Source organism: Flavihumibacter rivuli, assembly GCF_018595685.2.
Classification (GTDB): domain Bacteria; phylum Bacteroidota; class Bacteroidia; order Chitinophagales; family Chitinophagaceae; genus Flavihumibacter; species Flavihumibacter rivuli.
The window spans coordinates 3,430,898-3,448,298 of sequence record NZ_CP092334.1; the positions used below are offsets into that span (position 1 = coordinate 3,430,898).

16 protein-coding genes are annotated in these 17,401 nt (G+C 48.8%); 8 read left to right on the plus strand and 8 right to left on the minus strand.

Going from position 1 to position 17,401, the window contains the following annotated elements; translation table 11 throughout:
- Positions 1–95 precede the first annotated feature (95 nt).
- Together KJS94_RS14590 and KJS94_RS14595 are read left to right on the plus strand one after the other, a co-directional pair.
- Entirely contained in the window at positions 96–1,145 is a 1,050-nt protein-coding gene (locus KJS94_RS14590) for an alpha/beta hydrolase (RefSeq protein ID WP_214448218.1), read from the plus strand.
- A 778-nt stretch (positions 1,146–1,923) separates the two neighbouring features.
- A complete protein-coding gene (locus KJS94_RS14595) occupies positions 1,924–2,676 on the plus strand; it encodes a helix-turn-helix domain-containing protein (protein WP_214448219.1) in 753 nt (250 codons plus the stop codon).
- Between the two features lie 84 nt (positions 2,677–2,760).
- Here the strand turns inward: KJS94_RS14595 and KJS94_RS14600 are convergent, their stop codons facing one another.
- The gene (locus KJS94_RS14600; RefSeq protein WP_214448220.1) at positions 2,761–5,205 is read right to left on the minus strand and encodes an outer membrane beta-barrel family protein; all 2,445 of its coding nucleotides are present in this window, start codon (positions 5,203–5,205) and stop codon (positions 2,761–2,763) included.
- A 108-nt stretch (positions 5,206–5,313) separates the two neighbouring features.
- On the minus strand, positions 5,314–5,982 hold the full coding sequence (locus KJS94_RS14605; protein ID WP_214448221.1) for a GNAT family N-acetyltransferase: 669 nt from the start codon (positions 5,980–5,982) through the stop codon (positions 5,314–5,316).
- Between the two features lie 476 nt (positions 5,983–6,458).
- Between KJS94_RS14605 and KJS94_RS14610 the strand changes: the two genes are divergently transcribed.
- The 3 genes from KJS94_RS14610 to KJS94_RS14620 all read left to right on the plus strand — a co-directional run bounded on the left by KJS94_RS14610 (position 6,459) and on the right by KJS94_RS14620 (position 7,750).
- The gene (locus tag KJS94_RS14610) at positions 6,459–6,641 is read left to right on the plus strand and encodes a hypothetical protein (RefSeq protein ID WP_214448222.1); all 183 of its coding nucleotides are present in this window, start codon (positions 6,459–6,461) and stop codon (positions 6,639–6,641) included.
- A gap of 71 nt (positions 6,642–6,712) precedes the next feature.
- Positions 6,713–7,318 (plus strand): helix-turn-helix domain-containing protein, encoded by a 606-nt coding sequence (locus KJS94_RS14615; protein WP_214448223.1) that lies wholly within the window; start codon positions 6,713–6,715, stop codon positions 7,316–7,318.
- A gap of 24 nt (positions 7,319–7,342) precedes the next feature.
- Positions 7,343–7,750 (plus strand): hypothetical protein, encoded by a 408-nt coding sequence (locus KJS94_RS14620; protein WP_214448224.1) that lies wholly within the window; start codon positions 7,343–7,345, stop codon positions 7,748–7,750.
- A 451-nt stretch (positions 7,751–8,201) separates the two neighbouring features.
- Here the strand turns inward: KJS94_RS14620 and KJS94_RS14625 are convergent, their stop codons facing one another.
- On the minus strand, positions 8,202–9,053 hold the full coding sequence (locus KJS94_RS14625; protein WP_214448225.1) for a LysR substrate-binding domain-containing protein: 852 nt from the start codon (positions 9,051–9,053) through the stop codon (positions 8,202–8,204).
- 91 nt (positions 9,054–9,144) lie between these two features.
- Between KJS94_RS14625 and KJS94_RS14630 the strand changes: the two genes are divergently transcribed.
- From KJS94_RS14630 to KJS94_RS14640, 3 genes are all read left to right on the plus strand, one after another.
- Positions 9,145–10,497 (plus strand): proton-conducting transporter transmembrane domain-containing protein, encoded by a 1,353-nt coding sequence (locus KJS94_RS14630; protein ID WP_214448226.1) that lies wholly within the window; start codon positions 9,145–9,147, stop codon positions 10,495–10,497.
- Positions 10,498–10,538: 41 nt separating this feature from the next.
- Positions 10,539–12,740 (plus strand): DUF2309 domain-containing protein, encoded by a 2,202-nt coding sequence (locus KJS94_RS14635; protein WP_214448227.1) that lies wholly within the window; start codon positions 10,539–10,541, stop codon positions 12,738–12,740.
- 123 nt (positions 12,741–12,863) lie between these two features.
- The gene (locus KJS94_RS14640) at positions 12,864–13,754 is read left to right on the plus strand and encodes a carbohydrate kinase family protein (RefSeq protein ID WP_214448228.1); all 891 of its coding nucleotides are present in this window, start codon (positions 12,864–12,866) and stop codon (positions 13,752–13,754) included.
- A gap of 190 nt (positions 13,755–13,944) precedes the next feature.
- On the opposite strand, the gene KJS94_RS14645 is transcribed toward KJS94_RS14640, so the two are convergent.
- The 5 genes from KJS94_RS14645 to KJS94_RS14665 form a co-directional block, all read right to left on the minus strand.
- A complete protein-coding gene (locus KJS94_RS14645) occupies positions 13,945–14,571 on the minus strand; it encodes an isochorismatase family protein (RefSeq protein ID WP_214448229.1) in 627 nt (208 codons plus the stop codon).
- 153 nt (positions 14,572–14,724) lie between these two features.
- On the minus strand, positions 14,725–15,303 hold the full coding sequence (locus KJS94_RS14650; protein ID WP_214448230.1) for a Crp/Fnr family transcriptional regulator: 579 nt from the start codon (positions 15,301–15,303) through the stop codon (positions 14,725–14,727).
- Between the two features lie 115 nt (positions 15,304–15,418).
- A complete protein-coding gene (locus KJS94_RS14655; protein WP_214448231.1) occupies positions 15,419–16,042 on the minus strand; it encodes a succinate dehydrogenase/fumarate reductase transmembrane subunit in 624 nt (207 codons plus the stop codon).
- A gap of 144 nt (positions 16,043–16,186) precedes the next feature.
- Positions 16,187–16,831: a YHS domain-containing protein gene (locus KJS94_RS14660; RefSeq protein ID WP_214448232.1), complete on the minus strand. Its 645-nt coding sequence runs from the start codon at positions 16,829–16,831 to the stop codon at positions 16,187–16,189.
- Between the two features lie 268 nt (positions 16,832–17,099).
- On the minus strand, positions 17,100–17,333 hold the full coding sequence (locus KJS94_RS14665; protein ID WP_214448233.1) for a hypothetical protein: 234 nt from the start codon (positions 17,331–17,333) through the stop codon (positions 17,100–17,102).
- Between the last annotated feature and the right edge of the window lie 68 nt (positions 17,334–17,401).

Sequence of the window (17,401 nt, forward strand, 5' to 3'; positions counted from 1 at the left end):
TGGACTTTGCGTTACTTCTCTCTCGAATTGGAAATACCCCCAATCCTACCTAGATTTATACAACGATTCTATTCCTTAACCTATCCTTCCCACTCATGAACCTATCCTCCATTTCCGCTGCCAGCAAAGGGCGATCCCTGTTCTTCCGCATTGGCATTATCCTTGTCCTGCTGATCCTTGCCGTCTTCCTTTCCTTCCAGTTAAGTCCATGGCCTTCGGCTATGCTTATTCGTTATGCCTTCAACAAAGGTGGCATCAAAATGAACAAGGAGCTGGAAAAGCATGTGCCTCCGGGTGTTACTGCGGTAATGGACCTGCACTATGATCCGGCAGATAAGGATGCCCTACTCGATCTCTATTACCCTTCTTCCCTGAAGGACCCCGGCAAGCAGGTTCCCCTTATTGTATGGTTTCACGGAGGTGGGCTGATCTCGGGTGACAAAGGACAGGTAGGAAATTACTGCAGGATACTGGCCTCCAAAGGTTACGCCGTAGCCTCCGTTGATTACACCATTGCGCCGGAGGGCAAATTCCCAACACCCATCCGCCAGGGCAACCAGGCATTGGGCTATTTAAAGGCCAATGCCAACAAATACCCCATCAATGCTTCGAAGATCTTCCTGGCAGGCGATTCGGGCGGCTCCATGATCGCGGCACAAGTGGCGAACCTGATCAGTGACAGCGGCTATGCTGACACCCTGGGTATCCGCCCCTCCATTGACCGGTCCCTGTTAGCTGGTATGCTATTGTATTGCGGTATCTATGACATCAGCCACCTGAACTTTTCAGGTAATTTTGGTGACTTCCTGCGAACGGTGTTGTGGTCTTATGGTGGCCGCAAGGATTTCAGGAATCATCCCACCCTGCATACGGCATCTGTACTGAACTATGTCACTGCAGGCTTCCCACCCAGTTTTATCTCTGCGGGTAATGAAGATCCCTTATTGTCCCAGTCGCTTGGGCTGGCCAGGAAACTGGCCGCGTTGCAAGTGCAAGTGGACACAGTGTTTTACCCATCCAGTTTTCAGCCGGGCTTGCCCCATGAATACCAGTTTAACCTGGATATCGCTCCCGGTCGGCAAGTTCTGGATCGCTCCCTAATTTTCATGAAGGATATTTTAAGTGAGGAGGGAAGAGGCAACTGATTCCTGTAAGATGCAGCCTGGTTTTAGACGGTGTGGAATTAAGGTGTTATTAGCCGCAAATAGTAGTTCTTTCTTTTGTGAAGGGTCAGATTGTAAGTTACTCCATTGAGGATTCGTTTGGAATTAGGTGTTATCCAGGAAATCAATTAGCATTGGATGTCTGTATGATAGATAGCAATGAATTCTTAAGTTAGCAAAATATAATGCCTGAGTTGTGGATCTGTTTTCTGTAAGAATGCATTTTTTTTTGGAGACAAGAATTACCGATTTTCCAGTAAACAACAATGTGGAACAATTGATTTATGATATTGTTTTTGGGACGCTAGGTAGGATCTACCTCTTTCTGGTTATTCGGTCTCCGAAGGAACGGAAGAATCGGTTGCTGACTGAGTATGATAATGATTATGTAAATGTTGGATCAACACTCTTGGCTAAGAGTACTGCGCTCCTTCTATTTATAGGATTATTTTTTGGACTAGTTGCTGCGGTTGTCCAGGGCGTGAAATCTTTGCTTTAGATCACAAATGCTGCCAACATGAGGCCTGACTAAATCCAGGTCCGCCAGGTTTGTGTTAATTCAACGGCTGGCGTAAGTGGACTGTAAGGACAAGATTGTTAATTTAGCCAGATTGGCACCTGCCAGGCCATGACTGTGTCCAACCCGGTACGATTGCCGATATTCATCTAATACGATACTTCAATAACCTGCAGATAAAGTTATCTTAGCATTTAAAGGTATAGCTGCATGTTCCCCTCCATTTACCTAAACCCATTTAATATGCTGATGGTCGCCAGGGGCGGCGCATATGCGGAACACCGGCATATAGGCATCCAACTTACCTTGACATTGGAGGACCATCCCTTTGAGTTGTGGACCCCAAAAGATGGCTGGCGGGAAACAAAAGCGGTATTGATCAATTCCAATATACCCCATAGCCTGCGTAAGCTGGACGGCTGGCATGTGATCTGTAGCATGGTGCCTGGGCTCTTGCAAGGCAAGGAATTGAAAGAAAAAGTGCTAAAAGGTTCTCCGGTTTGCTACCTGGATATCGGGCGATTTGATGCACACCTGGATAAACTGTTATCGCTCAGGGAAAGCCAATTCCAAACCGAAGGAGAATTTTTAGATTGTGTCCAGCAAGTGTTTAACGGTTGCCTTGACCATCCCTGGTTCAGGAAGCCTTTGGATGAAAGGGTCGCCAGGGTCGTGGAACAGATCAATAGCCGGGTTTCGTGCAATTTCTCTGCGGCTGAGTTGGCTGCATCTGTACACCTCTCAGAAGACCGCTTCCTTCACCTCTTCAAGGAGCAGATGGGCACTCCCTTGCGTGCCTATATCCAATCCCAGCGCCTGGGATTTGCCTTTAGTCTTATCCTCAACGGCATGTCTTCCAAGGAAGCAGCTTATGAAGCGGGCTTTAGTGACCCTGCCCATTTCAGCCGGACCTTCAGCCAACTGACGGGCGGCACCCCTTCCTACTTCTCCGCTTTAAAACAGGTGATGAGGATGACCTGTTTTGTGAATGGCTGACCTGATCTTGCCAGGTAAGCATCCGGCAATAAAAAAGCATACAGGACAGGCCTGTATGCTTAGGGGCTTCACCTGCATAGGATATTAATGCACTAGTCCGCCGGAGCCTTGCGCCCTTTGGTTTTCTTCTTCTGTCCCGGTTTTCCGGGAAGGACCCTGTTTTACATTGCCCTTGCCAATGCGATAGGTGAAGTTCAGTTTGAACTGCCTGCTTTCCTGTTGCCCTTTGGCCCAAACCTGCTGGCCGGAGAAATTGCTGTTGGCCTCCCATTTCAGGCTATGGAAAAGATCGGTTACACTGGCTTTCAAAGTTCCCCTTCCCTTGAGCACCGGTTTCTGGATACCGGCATCTACGCTCCAGATGGATTTGGTCTTCAGGCTGCCCTGCCAAATGGAAGGGGAGGAATAGAACCCACTCAATTCTACGGTCCATCCCTTCTTCAGCCTCAGGCTATTCTGGGCGAAGAGGTTCACTGCCCAGGCATCAAGATCGATCTGCCTTCCTTCGCCAAAATTGGCTTCATAGCGTGTATAATAGCTATTGGCATTCACAAACAGGGAGTAGTTCTTATACTGGAAGGGAACACTGATATTCAGGTTGACCATATCCTGGTTGGCCAGGTTGCGGTGCACCAGTAAGCCTTTATTGCCCGATGCGGTGTCCACCAATTGACCAAAAACATCCTTGATACGGGTATAGCTCAAAGTAGTATTGATGCGTTGCTTATAGGTGTGGGTGAGGCTGATGGATTGGCTATACTGCGGGCGCAATTCAGTACTTCCCTTATGGTAAGTGTATTCGGTTATACGGTATTCAAATGGATTGAGGTTCTGGTAAGCAGGCCTGTCGATCCTCTTTGCATAAGAAAGGGTGAACTGGTTGTTTGCAATAGCCTTATAGGTAAGGGAAAGATTGGGGAACAGGTCAATATAATCACGTTTGAAACTTGTTTCCTTCTCGTTGATCCCCTGGCCATGCTGTTCGTAGCTGGTCAGGATTCCTTTCACTACTGTCTGTTCCATGCGAAGGCCGGCCTGGATGGCCAGGGTTTTATACTGTCGGTTGTAGTTCAGGTAGGCAGCATTGACATTTTCCTTATACCCGAAGCGGTTGCTATGCTTCCAATCCTGCGTCAGGCGTCCGTTCTGTTCATCGAATTGGTCAAAGGTGTTGTTGGTGACAACATAGCCAACCTTGCCGCCAAAACCCAGTTGGCCTTTGCCAAGTTTGGTGTTATAATCGGCCTTGAAAGCATAGATATTGATATCGGACGGGCTGTTGATGATATAGTTCCTGGCATATAACGGCTGCTTGCCTGCTGAATCGAAAAAGAGGTTAGGCTGCCATTGGTCCTGGTCGATGGAGTAATATCCATGATCCGCCTGTAAGGTCAGGCTCCTGCCGGCACTATCCCGGAATGCATAGCTCAGGTTGGAATTAATGGTTGTGTTGCGCTGGCGATTGAAATTACCTGCTGCCAGCAAGGTAGCCGTGTTGCCGGATGGCCAGTGCGATATGGGGGTAAGGCTGTAGGTTTCACTTCGGGGTCCGGAGAAGTTCCCGTTCATCATGAACCCGATGCTGTGGCGGCTATTGAAGTTATAGTCCAGCCCGGTGTTGAAGGCGTGGGTGTTCTTTTTGGCCAGCACCTTAGTTTGTTGGTCATACAAACTGTCCTTCAGCAGTCGCGTGATACGGAAGTCGCTTTCCGTATAGCCATTGGCGTTACTGTAGTTTCCGTAGAGGTTAACGCGATCCTTTTTATAATACAGGGAGAGTCCGCTTTCCGTCCTGCCATGCTTGCTGGCGCTCAAGCCGGTGAATACGCTTCCTGAGAATCCTGCTTTCTTGTTCTTTTTCATCCGGATATTGATCACGCCTCCGGTACCGGCAGCTTCCAGGCTGGATGGCGGGTTTTGGATGATCTCGATGGCTTCAATTTGTGCAGCCGGGATGCTCTTCAGGTAGGCACTGAGTTGTTGCGCGCTGAGTGGTGTCGGCTTGTTGTCGATCATCACCTGTACACCATTCTTGCCATAAAGGCTGATCTGGTCATCCTTGTCAACAGTGATGCCCGGTGATTTGCGGAACAGTTCCAGGGCATCGCTTCCGATGGCAGTCGCACTTTGTTCGATATTGAGGATGGTTTTGTTTGGCCTTACTTCTACCATTTGCTTTTTTGCGGTGACGGTTACGCCTTCCATCTGTTTTTGTGCAGGATCCAGGCGGAAACCCGGCAGGGAAATGGTATTGCCTTCATAGCGGAAAGGCCTTGAATAAGCAGGCTCATGCCCCACATAGCTGATGGAGAGGAACAAACTGTCGGGGCCTGATGGTGTAAAACTAAAGGCACCAGACTTTGTGAGTTCGATCTTGAGCACACTGCTGTCTTTAGCGCGGTGTAAGGAAACAGAAGCGTTCTCGGCAGGTTTGCCCTGGGCATCAGTAACGATGCCATTGATCTGTTGGGCCTGGGCGAGAGCCGATAGTGCTAAGGCAGATGAAAGGAGGAGCGTTATTTTTTTCATTATAGATAATTTTTAGCGGTTAGTGGAAATCTGTTATTGGTTGTTCAGGACAAAGGGGTTCCACGCGATGGATGCCATCGCAATACAGGGAATCAAAAAGGTGGTGGATTATACTACGGGCTGCAGGATAGTAGCGCCATTACACGACTGGCCCTTTTCTGTACAGCAGCATTCTCCCGTTCTGTTTTTCACGTAAGGGCTACTGCATTGCCAGCAGGAAGCGGCATCCGCTGCGGATCGGTAGATGCCCATCTGGTAAAGCGAGGGTAAGAGATGCAGGTTGGCCTCATTTTCCCGAATGACCACCCTGCCCATTTTGTTACGGTAAAGCGTTCCGGCAAACTGGAATCCTGCTTTGGTAATTCCCCTGAGGGAAGCGTTGTTTTCCGGGGCATGGGCTATCCAGAAGCGATGGGCCTTCGGGGCCTCACTCCAAAGGATATATTGCAGCAAGGCCGGATAGATGCCCTTTCCCCTGAAAGGGGCCAGTGTCCGGAAATTCCAGAGGTACCGCTCCCTTTGCGGCAAGCGGAAAGAATGGTTGAGTTCCCCGATAGTCGCCTGGGTGGTTGCCATCCAGCCAAATGCAGCAGGTTGGTATTGATAATAGGCAAGGAATGCCTTATGCCCTGTATCCATCCGCAGTTGGATATTCTCCTGGCTCAATCCACTGATGCTGCTGAGGATCTTTATATCCTGGCAGGTTTCCAGGTATACCTCACCTGGTGTATCCAGCAGGGTAAGGTTGGAAGTGGTGGAAAATGTATACAGTGACATAAGGAAGTGTTTTTAAGATTTGAAAGGATTTTGGTAATGGAAGGGAGAGGCTTTCCTCTCCCTTTTACATTATGCGCAGCAGGAGCAGCCACAAGTACAGGCAGCACCAGGACAAGCATCGCCACACTGGCAGATGGTACAAGAACAGTTGTTGTTTGCGCAATGGCATTGTTTGATTGTTGTTTCCATTTTGATTTGTTTTTGTTTTGAATTGATGATGCAAAGCTAGCACCAGTGCAGGCCCTCACCTGTATACGATGGAGGGGTGTTTTTATATCATTCGGGGATTATAGCTACCACTATTACTATTATTATGTGGCAGGACATAAGTGACTAATTCGCTGGAGTAACGGAACGAACGATCGTTATTGTTCCAGGCAAGAATAGCAGGTTTATACAAGTCCGTAGCCGGAATATTCAATCCTTTGGCCAGGCCCTTTGGTTACTTTGTACCTGAACAATCAAAACCTTTTTCCATGAAACAATTAATGATCACCACCATGAATTGGTCAAGAAACACAGTAGTTAGTAAAAAGCTTTTTAGCAGCAACGGCAGCTGGAAGTTGGTGTCCTTTGAGTTCAGGCTCCTGGGGATACTGATGCTGCTTATGCTGGTTAAGCTGGCTGTAGTTATGCATATCGTTATGAAAATGCTGTGATAACCAGGTGCTGGTCCTGATGCCCAATTATTGTCATGCGTTGACTTTTATAAAACCTTCAAACTAATCTAATGGAAGCTGTTCAAACGATCCTGGTAAGGAATATGGTCTGTAACCGTTGTGTAATAACCGTAAAAGATATCCTCGGGACATTAGGTATCAACTATGCTAATGTATCGCTGGGAAAGATCCTCTTGCGTGACCGCATTCCCGGGGAAGCTCATCATCGCTTGCAAACTGCCTTGCAGGAAGTCGGGTTGGAGATCATTGAAGGACGGACCAGGGCTATTGTTGAGCAAGTGAAACAGGCATTGGCGGAATACCTCGAGCTGGGTATTGACAACCAGCAATACAAGTTGTCTGCGTTTGTAGCCTCAAGGGTCCATTATGAATTCAGTTATGTGAGCGACCTGTTCTCTTCCATAGAAGGGGTGTCTGTGGAGCGTTACTTTATCCTGCAACGCATTGAAAAGGTAAAGGAACTGCTCGCCTACGATGAGTTGACCATTAGTGAGATCTCTTATAGAACCGGCTTCAGCAGTATCCATCATTTGTCTGCGCAGTTCAGGAAAGTGACTGGCATGACACCATCCCAGTTCAAGCAGACAGGAAACCTGGAACGTCTGCCTATTGACATGCTCCATTACAGCGGGGAGTCAATGGCAGTTGGCGCATAATAGTCTAATGTAAAAACAGTATTCATGCTTACAACTATAGATCCTAAAGCAGCAGCCCTAGCCGTTGGTCCAAATGGCCTTGAAGAAACGGGCATCTTATTTCGCGTTACCTCAATGCTGGAAGAATGGTACAACAGTCATGGGCAACCTGCAGGAGGACTGAAGCGTTTTTTAGAAGGGCGATTGGGTTTGTCCTATGAAATGATCAGTCATTTGCTGATCGTTGAGGAATTGAAGACCCTTGAGCAGGTGGATATGGAATACAGGATAAACCTTGCCAAGGAATGGCTGGTGTATGGTTGTTTCCCTCCCGAAGAGATTGCCAGTCGCTTACAGTTCAGGGACCTGAAAGAAATGGAATCCCGTTTTCGTTTACTCACGGGCCTTGAGGTAAGGTATTTCCTTCTCCTTGGTGAGAAGCGAAAGCATTGATCATCTCACGCAATTCATTAGTCCTCATCATCTTCATCGGGACCTTCAGTTTTTCATCCTTTTTCACCTCAGCAGGTTCTCCCGCAGGGGACCCTGATGAATAGTAGGGTGAAAATTCATCGTGGACTCTTGAAGCGTACCAATATGGGGTGAAAAGAAAGTCGTCTTTGTGTTCCTTCGTGGCTTCGAGTCTTTGTGGCCAGAATTCCGATGATTCTTTCACCTCAGCAGGGTCTCCCGCAGGGGACCCTGATGAATAGTAGGGTGAAAATTCATCGTGGACTCTTGAAGCGTACCAATTTGGGGTGAAAAGAAAGTCGTCTTTGTGTTCCTTCGTGGCTTCGAGTCTTTGTGGCCAGAATTCCGATGATTCTTTCACCTCAGCAGGGTCTCCCGCAGGGGACCCTGATGGTGATTAGTTATTGGGTATAAAGTCACATCAATAACGTGATCAATGCCTCAACCGTTCTACCACGAAATTTTCAAATGAATTAACAGCCGGGTTCTGGTCGTCGTGTTTCAGCAGGGAGATATGGGTGTCATCCAGTTTGGGTATACCTTTCTTATGGCGGATGATCGGCAGGTTATCGGGAACCATATTCCTGGGGAGCACAGTAACGCCCATGCCTGCCTGCACAGCGGCAATGGTTCCGGCAAAACTGTGACTGGAAAAGACGATCCGCCATTTGCGCCTTGCCTGTTCCAAAGACTGTATGGCACGCGAACGGTACACACAGGGCTGGGGCGACAATACCAGGGGGATCGCCTGGTCTGCTTCCTTTTCAAAATACGCGGCATCACCTATCCATTCCAGGGCTTCCGACCATACATCCATACCATTAGGGAAATCCTCCGGCCGGCTCATCTTCACCAATACCAGGTCAAACTCTTTTTTCTTGAAACGCTCAAACAGGTTGAGGGTAAGGTCACATTCTATATTGAGCAGGATGCGCGGATGCAGGCGCGAGAACTCCGTCAGCACTTCCGACAGGAACACACTGGCAAAGTCTTCCGGCAAGCCAAATCGCACCTCGCCTTCGAGGTCCGGTTCGCGGAACCGGTCGAAGGCTTCATGCTGCAGTTTCACGATCTGCCGGGCATAGCCCAGGAGGATCTCTCCCTCCGGGGTCAGCGTAAACTGCTTTCCCCTGATGAACAGGGTCTTGCCCAACTGCCCCTCCAGTTTAGCGATCTGCTGGCTGATGGCCGATTGGGTGCGACCCACTTTTTCGGCGGCCCGGGTAAATCCACCTGTCTCCGCAACCGCCAGGAAACACTCCAACGTCAATACATCAAAGCTCATAATTAGTATTTCTAATAGTAAACATAAGAATTTATCGTTTTACTAATATTAGTAATACTAATAGTTTTGCTGTTAAAATATAGAAAAACTTATGAATGTTTTGGACTGGCTGGTAGCAAATGAGTGGATAGCAGTGGACCGCCTGACCCTGGTGATGTGGGGCCTGGTCGGTTTTGTGGCCATCAATATTGCGGCCTTCTCCTGGCGGTACCTCCAGGGGGATTCCCATCGTAAAACCTTCTTTTTCAAGTTGATAATGATGGTTTTGGCCCTCTTTGTGCTGGTCATGGCGGATCACTTCCTCCTTTTCCTTTCAGCCTGGGCACTGGCCAATTTCTTATTGTCCCGGCTCATGATCCATAACCCAGGCTGGCCGGCAGCCAGGGCATCCGGTAACCTGGCCCTCAGGAGCCTGGGCATTGGAACGGCCTTCCTGGCCATCGCTTTCCTGGTCTTTTATAACCTCACCGGCGAGTATACCCTCCATGGCATCGTGGAAAATGAGCAGGGTCAACCTGCTGCTTCCATTGGCCTTGCCTTTGTCCTGATGGCAGCCATGAGTCAGTCGGCCATCTGGCCCTTCCACCGCTGGTTGCTCAGCTCCCTCAACTCACCCACCCCGGTTTCCGCCATCATGCATGCCGGCCTCGTAAATGGAGGTGGTTTCCTGCTGGCCCGGTTCGCACCCTTATTCCTCCAGCAACCATCCTGGTTGATGATCATTTTTATGCTGGGCCTGCTGACCGCCATCCTCGGAACCCTTTGGAAACTGATGCAGTCGGATATCAAGCGGATGCTGGCTGCTTCCACCATGGGACAAATGGGCTTTATGTTCCTGCAGTGCGGCCTGGGTTTGTTCCCCGCCGCGGTAGCCCACCTTTGCTGGCATGGGCTCTTCAAAGCCTACCTCTTCCTGGCTTCCGGTGATGCGGCTAAGGAAAAACGACTTAACCTCGGTTATCCGCCACCGTTAAAACTGCTCCTTCCGGCCCTTTTAAGTGGAGCCCTGGGTGCCTGGTGTTTTGCAATGGTAGGCTATGGCCATTTATCTTTCAGTGATTCCACCCTGGTGCTGGTGGCCGTGGCATTTATGGCGGGAACCCAGCTTTCCATGCCCTTGTTAATGAACCCTACCATTGGGAAAATCTTACTGGTTGCCCTGATAACAGCGGCCCTCGGCGCCCTTTACGGGTTGAGTGTGCTCGCAGTGGAATGGGCCCTGGAACCCCTGGGTATGATGCAGGCTCAGCCCCTCCAGCCCCTCCATCTAGTCGCCATCATTATCTTCCTCAGTTGCTGGATGGCCTTGTTGTATGGCCAGAGGCTCCTAAACAGGAAAGCCCTTCCCGCTTTTATTCTCAAGCTCTATGTTCAACAGCTGAATGCGAGCCAGCCCCACCCCCAAACGGTTACGGCCCATCGCAACCAGTATAGTTATAAATAAATCATCATTACTCACGTAACAGTATAACCGAAAATTAGCATATGATCACCACGCTGGATAAACCTTCGATCAGTAGCCTTGAAAGCCTCTCCTTCCAGGTAAAGGAATCATGGGCTTCCATTGCACCTTTCTGGCCCCTGAAACATTTGGTTGCGGTCAATCCATTGGGTGGGCTGGTTGACCTGCCTTTTGAAGAGGCGCTCAAACTGGGGCAAGCTTATTTCCAGCAGGATGGTCTGCCCGAGCCCATGATGGAGGTGAACAGGCAAACCATCAAGTGGTTGCAGGTTTATTTTGATGAAGGCCAATCTACCTTGCGGCTGCCCCTGCAAAAGCAAGGATTGCTGCCCTCCATGATCCAGCTATTGCCCCATGATAACAGTTTACTACAACCGAAAAGGGGAAAGAAGGACTGGTGGAAGGACCTGCCGCAGGAGCCCCTTGCCCTGATCCAATATTGTCTTGATGAATTAGGAGTCGAGGCAGGTAAGGAGAAATCCTTTCTTACCCTGCTGCTGAGCACCCTGCCGGGATGGTCGGCCTATATCCAGTACCGCTCCAACTGGGCAGGCAATGATGGGTTTACCCAGCAACCCGAGGGATTAACAACTGAATACCTTGCTGTCCGCCTGCTGCTCACCTGCCTGCTATGGCCCGATGCAAAGCAATTGCTGCAATGGCATGAGCAGGCCCTGGCCAATGCAACAGTAGATGGTTACCTCCAACAGCTGGAAGGTGCTGAAAAGGATTTTCGCCTGGGATTGTGTTCGGCCTTGCAACAAAATGGCGAAGCCCGAAAGCAAATCCCGGATGCTCAACTTGTTTTTTGTATTGATGTCCGCTCCGAGCCTTTCCGCAGGGCGATAGAACAACAGGGGCAATATGAAACTTTTGGTATGGCAGGCTTCTTCGGCATTCCCATTGCCATCCGGAATGGCCTCTCCGGAAGCCTGCATGCGTCCTGCCCGGTACTACTGAAACCTTCACATACCGTCCTGGAAAGACCCGCAGGACCCTTGATGCAGGCGCGGGTAAACTACCAACGCAAGCAACGCTGGAGGAGCCTGTACCAATCACTCAAACATAATTTCGCCACACCTTTTGCCCTGGTGGAGACCCTTGGTTGGTTCATGGGTGCTAGTATGGCCTGGCGTAATTTTTTTGCCGCGAGGAACATTCAATCGAAACCATCTGTCAAGGCTGACCATCATCCTGTTCCCAATATCGCATCCATCCCATTTGACCAGCAACTGGTGTATGGAGAGAATGCATTGAGGGCCATCGGGCTGACAAAAGATTTCGCACCATTGGTGGTATGGTGTGGGCATGGAAGTACCACCCGTAACAATGCTTTTGCCAGCGCACTGGATTGTGGCGCCTGCGGGGGTCATGAGGGTGCGCCCAACGCACGGATCCTGGCGGCCATCCTGAACCAGCAAGCCATCAGGGATGGACTTCGTGAAAAAGGTATCGATATCCCTGCTACCACTCATTTTCTTGCCGGACAGCACAATACCACTACGGACGAATTGCAATTGTTCGCGGCAGGCATTCCTGCAGGGTTACGGCAAAAGCTGGTTCAGTTGCAAGCCGACCTGCAAAAAGCAAGGCAGGTCAATAGCCTGTGGAGATCGGTTAAACTCGGCAAGGAGACTGACAGGGATTTGGCCGTAAGCCATGTAACAGCAAGGGCCAATGACTGGGCAGAGGTGCGGCCGGAATGGGGATTATCGCGCAACGCGGCCTTTATTGTGGCACCAAGGTCGCTCTCCCTGCAGGCAGACCTCGATGGCCGTTGCTTCCTGCATTCTTACGACTGGCAGCAGGATCCTGATGGGGCAATACTTTCGGGCATCCTGACTGCACCGATGGTAGTTGGACACTGGATCAATGCGCAGTACCTCTTCTCTACCTTGGATAATGTGGCCTTCGGCAGCGGCAGTAAAGTGACCATGAACGTAGTGGGAAAGATCGGGGTGATGCAGGGCAATGCCAGCGACCTGATGCATGGATTGCCTTTGCAATCAGTTTACAAGAATGATGCGGAAGCCTATCACCAACCATTGCGCCTGACCACGGTTGTGGTTGCGCCAACGCAGCAAGTGGGAGCGATCATAGCCAAACATCCCATTTTGCAAACCTTGTTTGGAAATGAATGGGTGAAGCTCCTGGTGAAGGATCCCCTGACCAATCGCTTCTATGAATTAGGCGCCGATCTGGAATGGTATCCCGTGCAGGCATGAATCTAACCACGGGAACCTTAGTGATCAGTGTTGGGGTTTAGTTAATTTACCCGGAAGAATTGTTATTCAAGCGTGCATAGCTAATCTTTGCGCCTGGAATTAAACCTCCCGGAAAAAATAGCTATGCACGCACATCATATCGCCATCCTTGGCGGAACAACCTTTGATCATATCGTTTACCTGCCTGATTTGCCCAGGCCAGAACCTCATACTATCCACCAGGCCCGCTTCAATGAAGGCACCGGATCAACGGGTAGTGGTAAGGCCCTGGCCCTGACCAGGCTCGGGATGCAGAATACGCTCTATTCGGTTGTTGGCGATGATGCATGGGGAGAAAAGATCCGGGATTACCTGGCCGCACAAGGCGTACAAACGATTGTTGATCTGGATCCTGCTGGAACCGAAAGGCATATCAATATCATGGACCAGCATGGCGGAAGGATCTCCATGTTCATTACCCAATCATCTGAAAGGATTGCTTTCAATGAACCAGCTGTAAGGCAATTGCTGGAGCGGTCAAGCGTGATCGTTCTAAATATCATTGCTTATTGCCGGCACCTTATCCCATTGCTAAAAGGAATGGATAAGCCTGTTTGGACCGACCTCCATGATTATGATGGCAGCAATGCCTACCACCAGGATTTTATTGATGCGGCGCAATACATCCACCTGAGCTCCGATAACCTGCCTGATTATAAAGCCACCATGCAGCAGTTGATCGAAAGGGGAAAGGAACTGGTCATTTGTACCCATGGCAAGCAAGGTGCCAGCCTGCTCACCAGAAAGGGGGAATGGCTGGAACAACCCGCTTTGCCTAATGTGGACATAGTGGACAGCAACGGCGCAGGCGATAGCTTCTTTTCGGGATTCCTCTTTGCCTACCTTCAGGATTATCCTTTACAAAAATGCCTTCAATATGGCGCGGTATGTGGTGCCATCGCGGTCACTTCCCCTGCCTTGGTCCACGAGCAGTTGTCGCCTGAAATGGTGGAAGAAAAATTGAAGGCACTATAGCATTACGCATAAGTCTCCTTTTGATCTATTACAGCATCGGGCAGGTCTTGGCATGAAGTGATTCAGGTAATCGCCATTCCACAGGCAAAATATTATTCCCGGTAGAGCCAGGGCTTAAATGGAAAAGCCGGGAGGTTATCCCGGCTTTTATGGATCCACTGCTCCTCCGGATCCTGGTATATGGCAAATCCTATTTTTTACTGAGTAGGGCTTGGAAAGTATAGCGCCAGGGTGATCCGTCAAGGGCTGCATATACTTCATTCGCAACAGGCCTTGCATTATCATAGATCATCTGGCAAAACGCTGTATAGGCGGAGCTGATCACCACGCCTCCCTGTTTCAGGTATTCCAGGGCAGACTTTTCCAACAGTTCGTTGTAAGTGCCGGAAAGGTCCATCAGGGCATGCACTTCATAGCCGGCTGCAGTTAATGAAACGGCGGGGAAAGCCAGGCAGACATTGGTGGTAATGGCACCGATCAGCACTTTCTTGCGTCCGGTCTGTTCGATGGCAGTCCTTACCTGTGGGTCATCCCAGGCATTGATAATGGTCCTGCTGATCACTTTGATATCCGGATCAATACTGGTCACATCTGGAATGAAAGGTCCCCAGAGGTTGGGCGTGACTTCTGTAAGGATCACTGGTACACCTAATATCTTCGCGGCTTTTACTGCGCCAACCAGGTTGTCGCGCAGCAAATGGGGATCGGTTGTTCCAACACCACCCATCAAGCCGGATTGGTGGTCGATCAATAAGAGTATACTGTTCTCAGGCGTAACGGGGTCCGCTACTTTCTGGAAAATTGATTTCTGTTCCATCACATTTTGTTTTATTGTTTTAAATCGTCTTCAAATCTCAGATTGCAATCAATTTGTTTGACGATGTAAAATTGCAATGGAAGAATGTCGTGGAAAATGGAACAGGTTAAGATTTTGGCTTGAACAAGTTTAAGGAAGAAGCAAGAAAGGGGATCATTTTTGCGCACTCAGTTTGCTGAGGAATTCTGGTGTTATGCCCAAATAAGAAGCGATCATATACCTGGGTACCCGTTGCTCCAGTTGGGGATACTTTTTCTGGAAATTCCTGTAACGCTCCAGGGCAGGTAAGGAAAAGTTTTGCTGGATCCTGTCGTAATTATTGATGATGGCATTCCGGTAGATCAGCATGAAGTATTTATGGAGTTTGGGGAGATCGATCAATAAGCAATCAAGCGCCTGCCGGGTAATACAGATCACTTCGCTGTCCTCCAGGGCTTCAATGAATTGGGTGGATGGGACATTATTGGTAAAGCTGTTGAGATCGGTGATCCAATAGTTCTCGGTTGCAAACCGCAAAAGGTATTCTTTTCCTTTCTCATCGACATAGTAGGAACGAAGGCATCCTTTTGCAATGAAATGTTCTGTGCGGCAATGTTCCCCTTCGGAAACCAGGAATTGCCTTTTCTTGATGCGCCTGGTGGTAAGATAACCAATAATGACCTGCTGCTCCGATTCCGTTAGCGGAACATGAATGGAAATGTGTTGGATGATCTGATCAAAAATATTCTCCATAACCCTTTTTAAATTTACAGAATTTGCCTCAATGGTAAAGGAATTGATGATGATCTATGCAGTCTGGTAATGAAGGGCAGGGATTTGTTGGGTATCGATAGGGTCTTGGGTAATGCTATTTATGAAAACCTTCAGGCATTTGGATCAGGGCCATTTTTACAATGATCAGCAGGGTCATTACCATACCTGCTACTATAATCATGTCGGCCTGCCTTTTTGCGTTGGATTCCGTTGTGTATGCAGCCATTTTCAACCGATGGATGCAGGCAATATGTATAAAGAAAGAAAGGATGGCCAGGCCGTAATAGGGTATATAGACCAGCATGGCAGGGTAGCTTGCCATTACACCAGCGCCAAAGTACAGGTTGGTGTCCAGGTGCAAGGTAAGTCTTCCGAATAATACAGCCGCTACATGCACGATCATGAAATAGGCAAGGTAGAGGCCAGAGTACACATGCATACGATCAAATCCTGTGGCCATGAATTTCCTTTTGTTAACGGCCATAATGATCCCTGAGATGGCCTGGGTGAGTACAACAGCTAAGAGGATGAATTCCACAACAGGTTGGCGGTATACTTTCCTTGCCGCATCCATAAAGGCTATATGGGTGTCTTCTGATATCCAGACCAGGAGATGGTTAAAAAGATGCTGGCCAATAAATAGGGCGAGGATGATCCCCGAAAAATAGTGGTACTGGCGAATATACCTGCTTTGATTGTTTGTTGTTGCCTTGTTCACTGATCAATGATTTTGGTAAGATTTGAATAAGGTTTTTATTTCGTGCATTACAAAATTATCTTACCTGAACAGGCTAATAATTGAACTATATTAAGAATTGTAAAACCTAAACCTTACTTGTGCAAAGGAGCCTTGGCCTGTTGCTTAGTAGCTGTTGCGGATAAATATTTCCCTGCACTGATCGGAGCAGAAATGGAAAATTTTCTGATCGAGCGCATACCGGTGGGGAGTGTTGGATTGAACCTGCATGTGGCATACGGGGTCGATGTGCATCCATTCCGACAGTGCTGGGTTTGGACTGACCAATTCCGCCACCATGATGGGTTGCATGATGTTCTTCAGGGTGATCTCCCTGGGTGATTCGAAACAATAGTTCCCGGGACTAGCGATATTGTTTATGAAGTCTTTTGAGCAGAGTATCTTCCCCCTCCCGGCATGGGCAGCGATCCTTGCGGTAATATTCATGGCAGAGCCGAAAAAACTTCCATTGTTTTCCAGCACCTCCCCAAAATGGAGCCCGGCATGGATCATTAGGAATTCAGGTTCCCTGGTGCATTTATCGACCAGGTTGAGGGCAGTATTGGCAAGATCATCAGGGTTTTCCGCAATGATTACCAGCTGGTCGCCTACGCGTTCCAATAAGCGACTGGTGCCGGCCATGGATAGCTGGGCTAATTCCAGGTATTTGCCGACAATTTGCATGGCAGATTCTGCTCCATGAACTTCAGTCATTGCAGTATAGCCTGTCAGGTCGGCCATTAATATGGCAATCTCTTTGTGTTTGCCCATTTGAGCGGATTGGTACTACTATGATCCGGTAACAAGGTAAAAAAAATATTGTTTGGGCCGGTTGTATTGCCATTATGCATTTACCTGTTTACTTGGACACATGGTAATGTGACAGTCCTTCCCCGACCCGGCTTTCCGCGGTGCCTGCAGGGATCGGGCTGGTAATAGGAGGAGGGTCTATAGGGTAGGAACAGGTCTCCCTATGATTGGGCAGGAGTATCCATGGTTGCCATAAGTTTGATTGGAAGTAGTGCCTACCCAATTCCGATTAATTCATGGCTAGGATATTTTCAACCCTGATGGCCCTGATGCCTGCGATCCTTATCGCTTCGCTTACTATTGACCTGTTGATTTGACCGGGTGAGAAAATAGTCAAATAAGCAGATTCCTCTTTTAGGTCCATTTCCCAGTTGCCCGGACCAATCATACTGTTCAGTATAGGGGCTACTTTGCAAACCGCTGCTTCATTCCTGATGTTGGTCTTGTAGGTGATAAGTTCCATGTCCAGTATTTTTTGATGGTGCAAAATTGGGTAATCGTTATTCCCTGGACATTGAACTGATTTAAGAT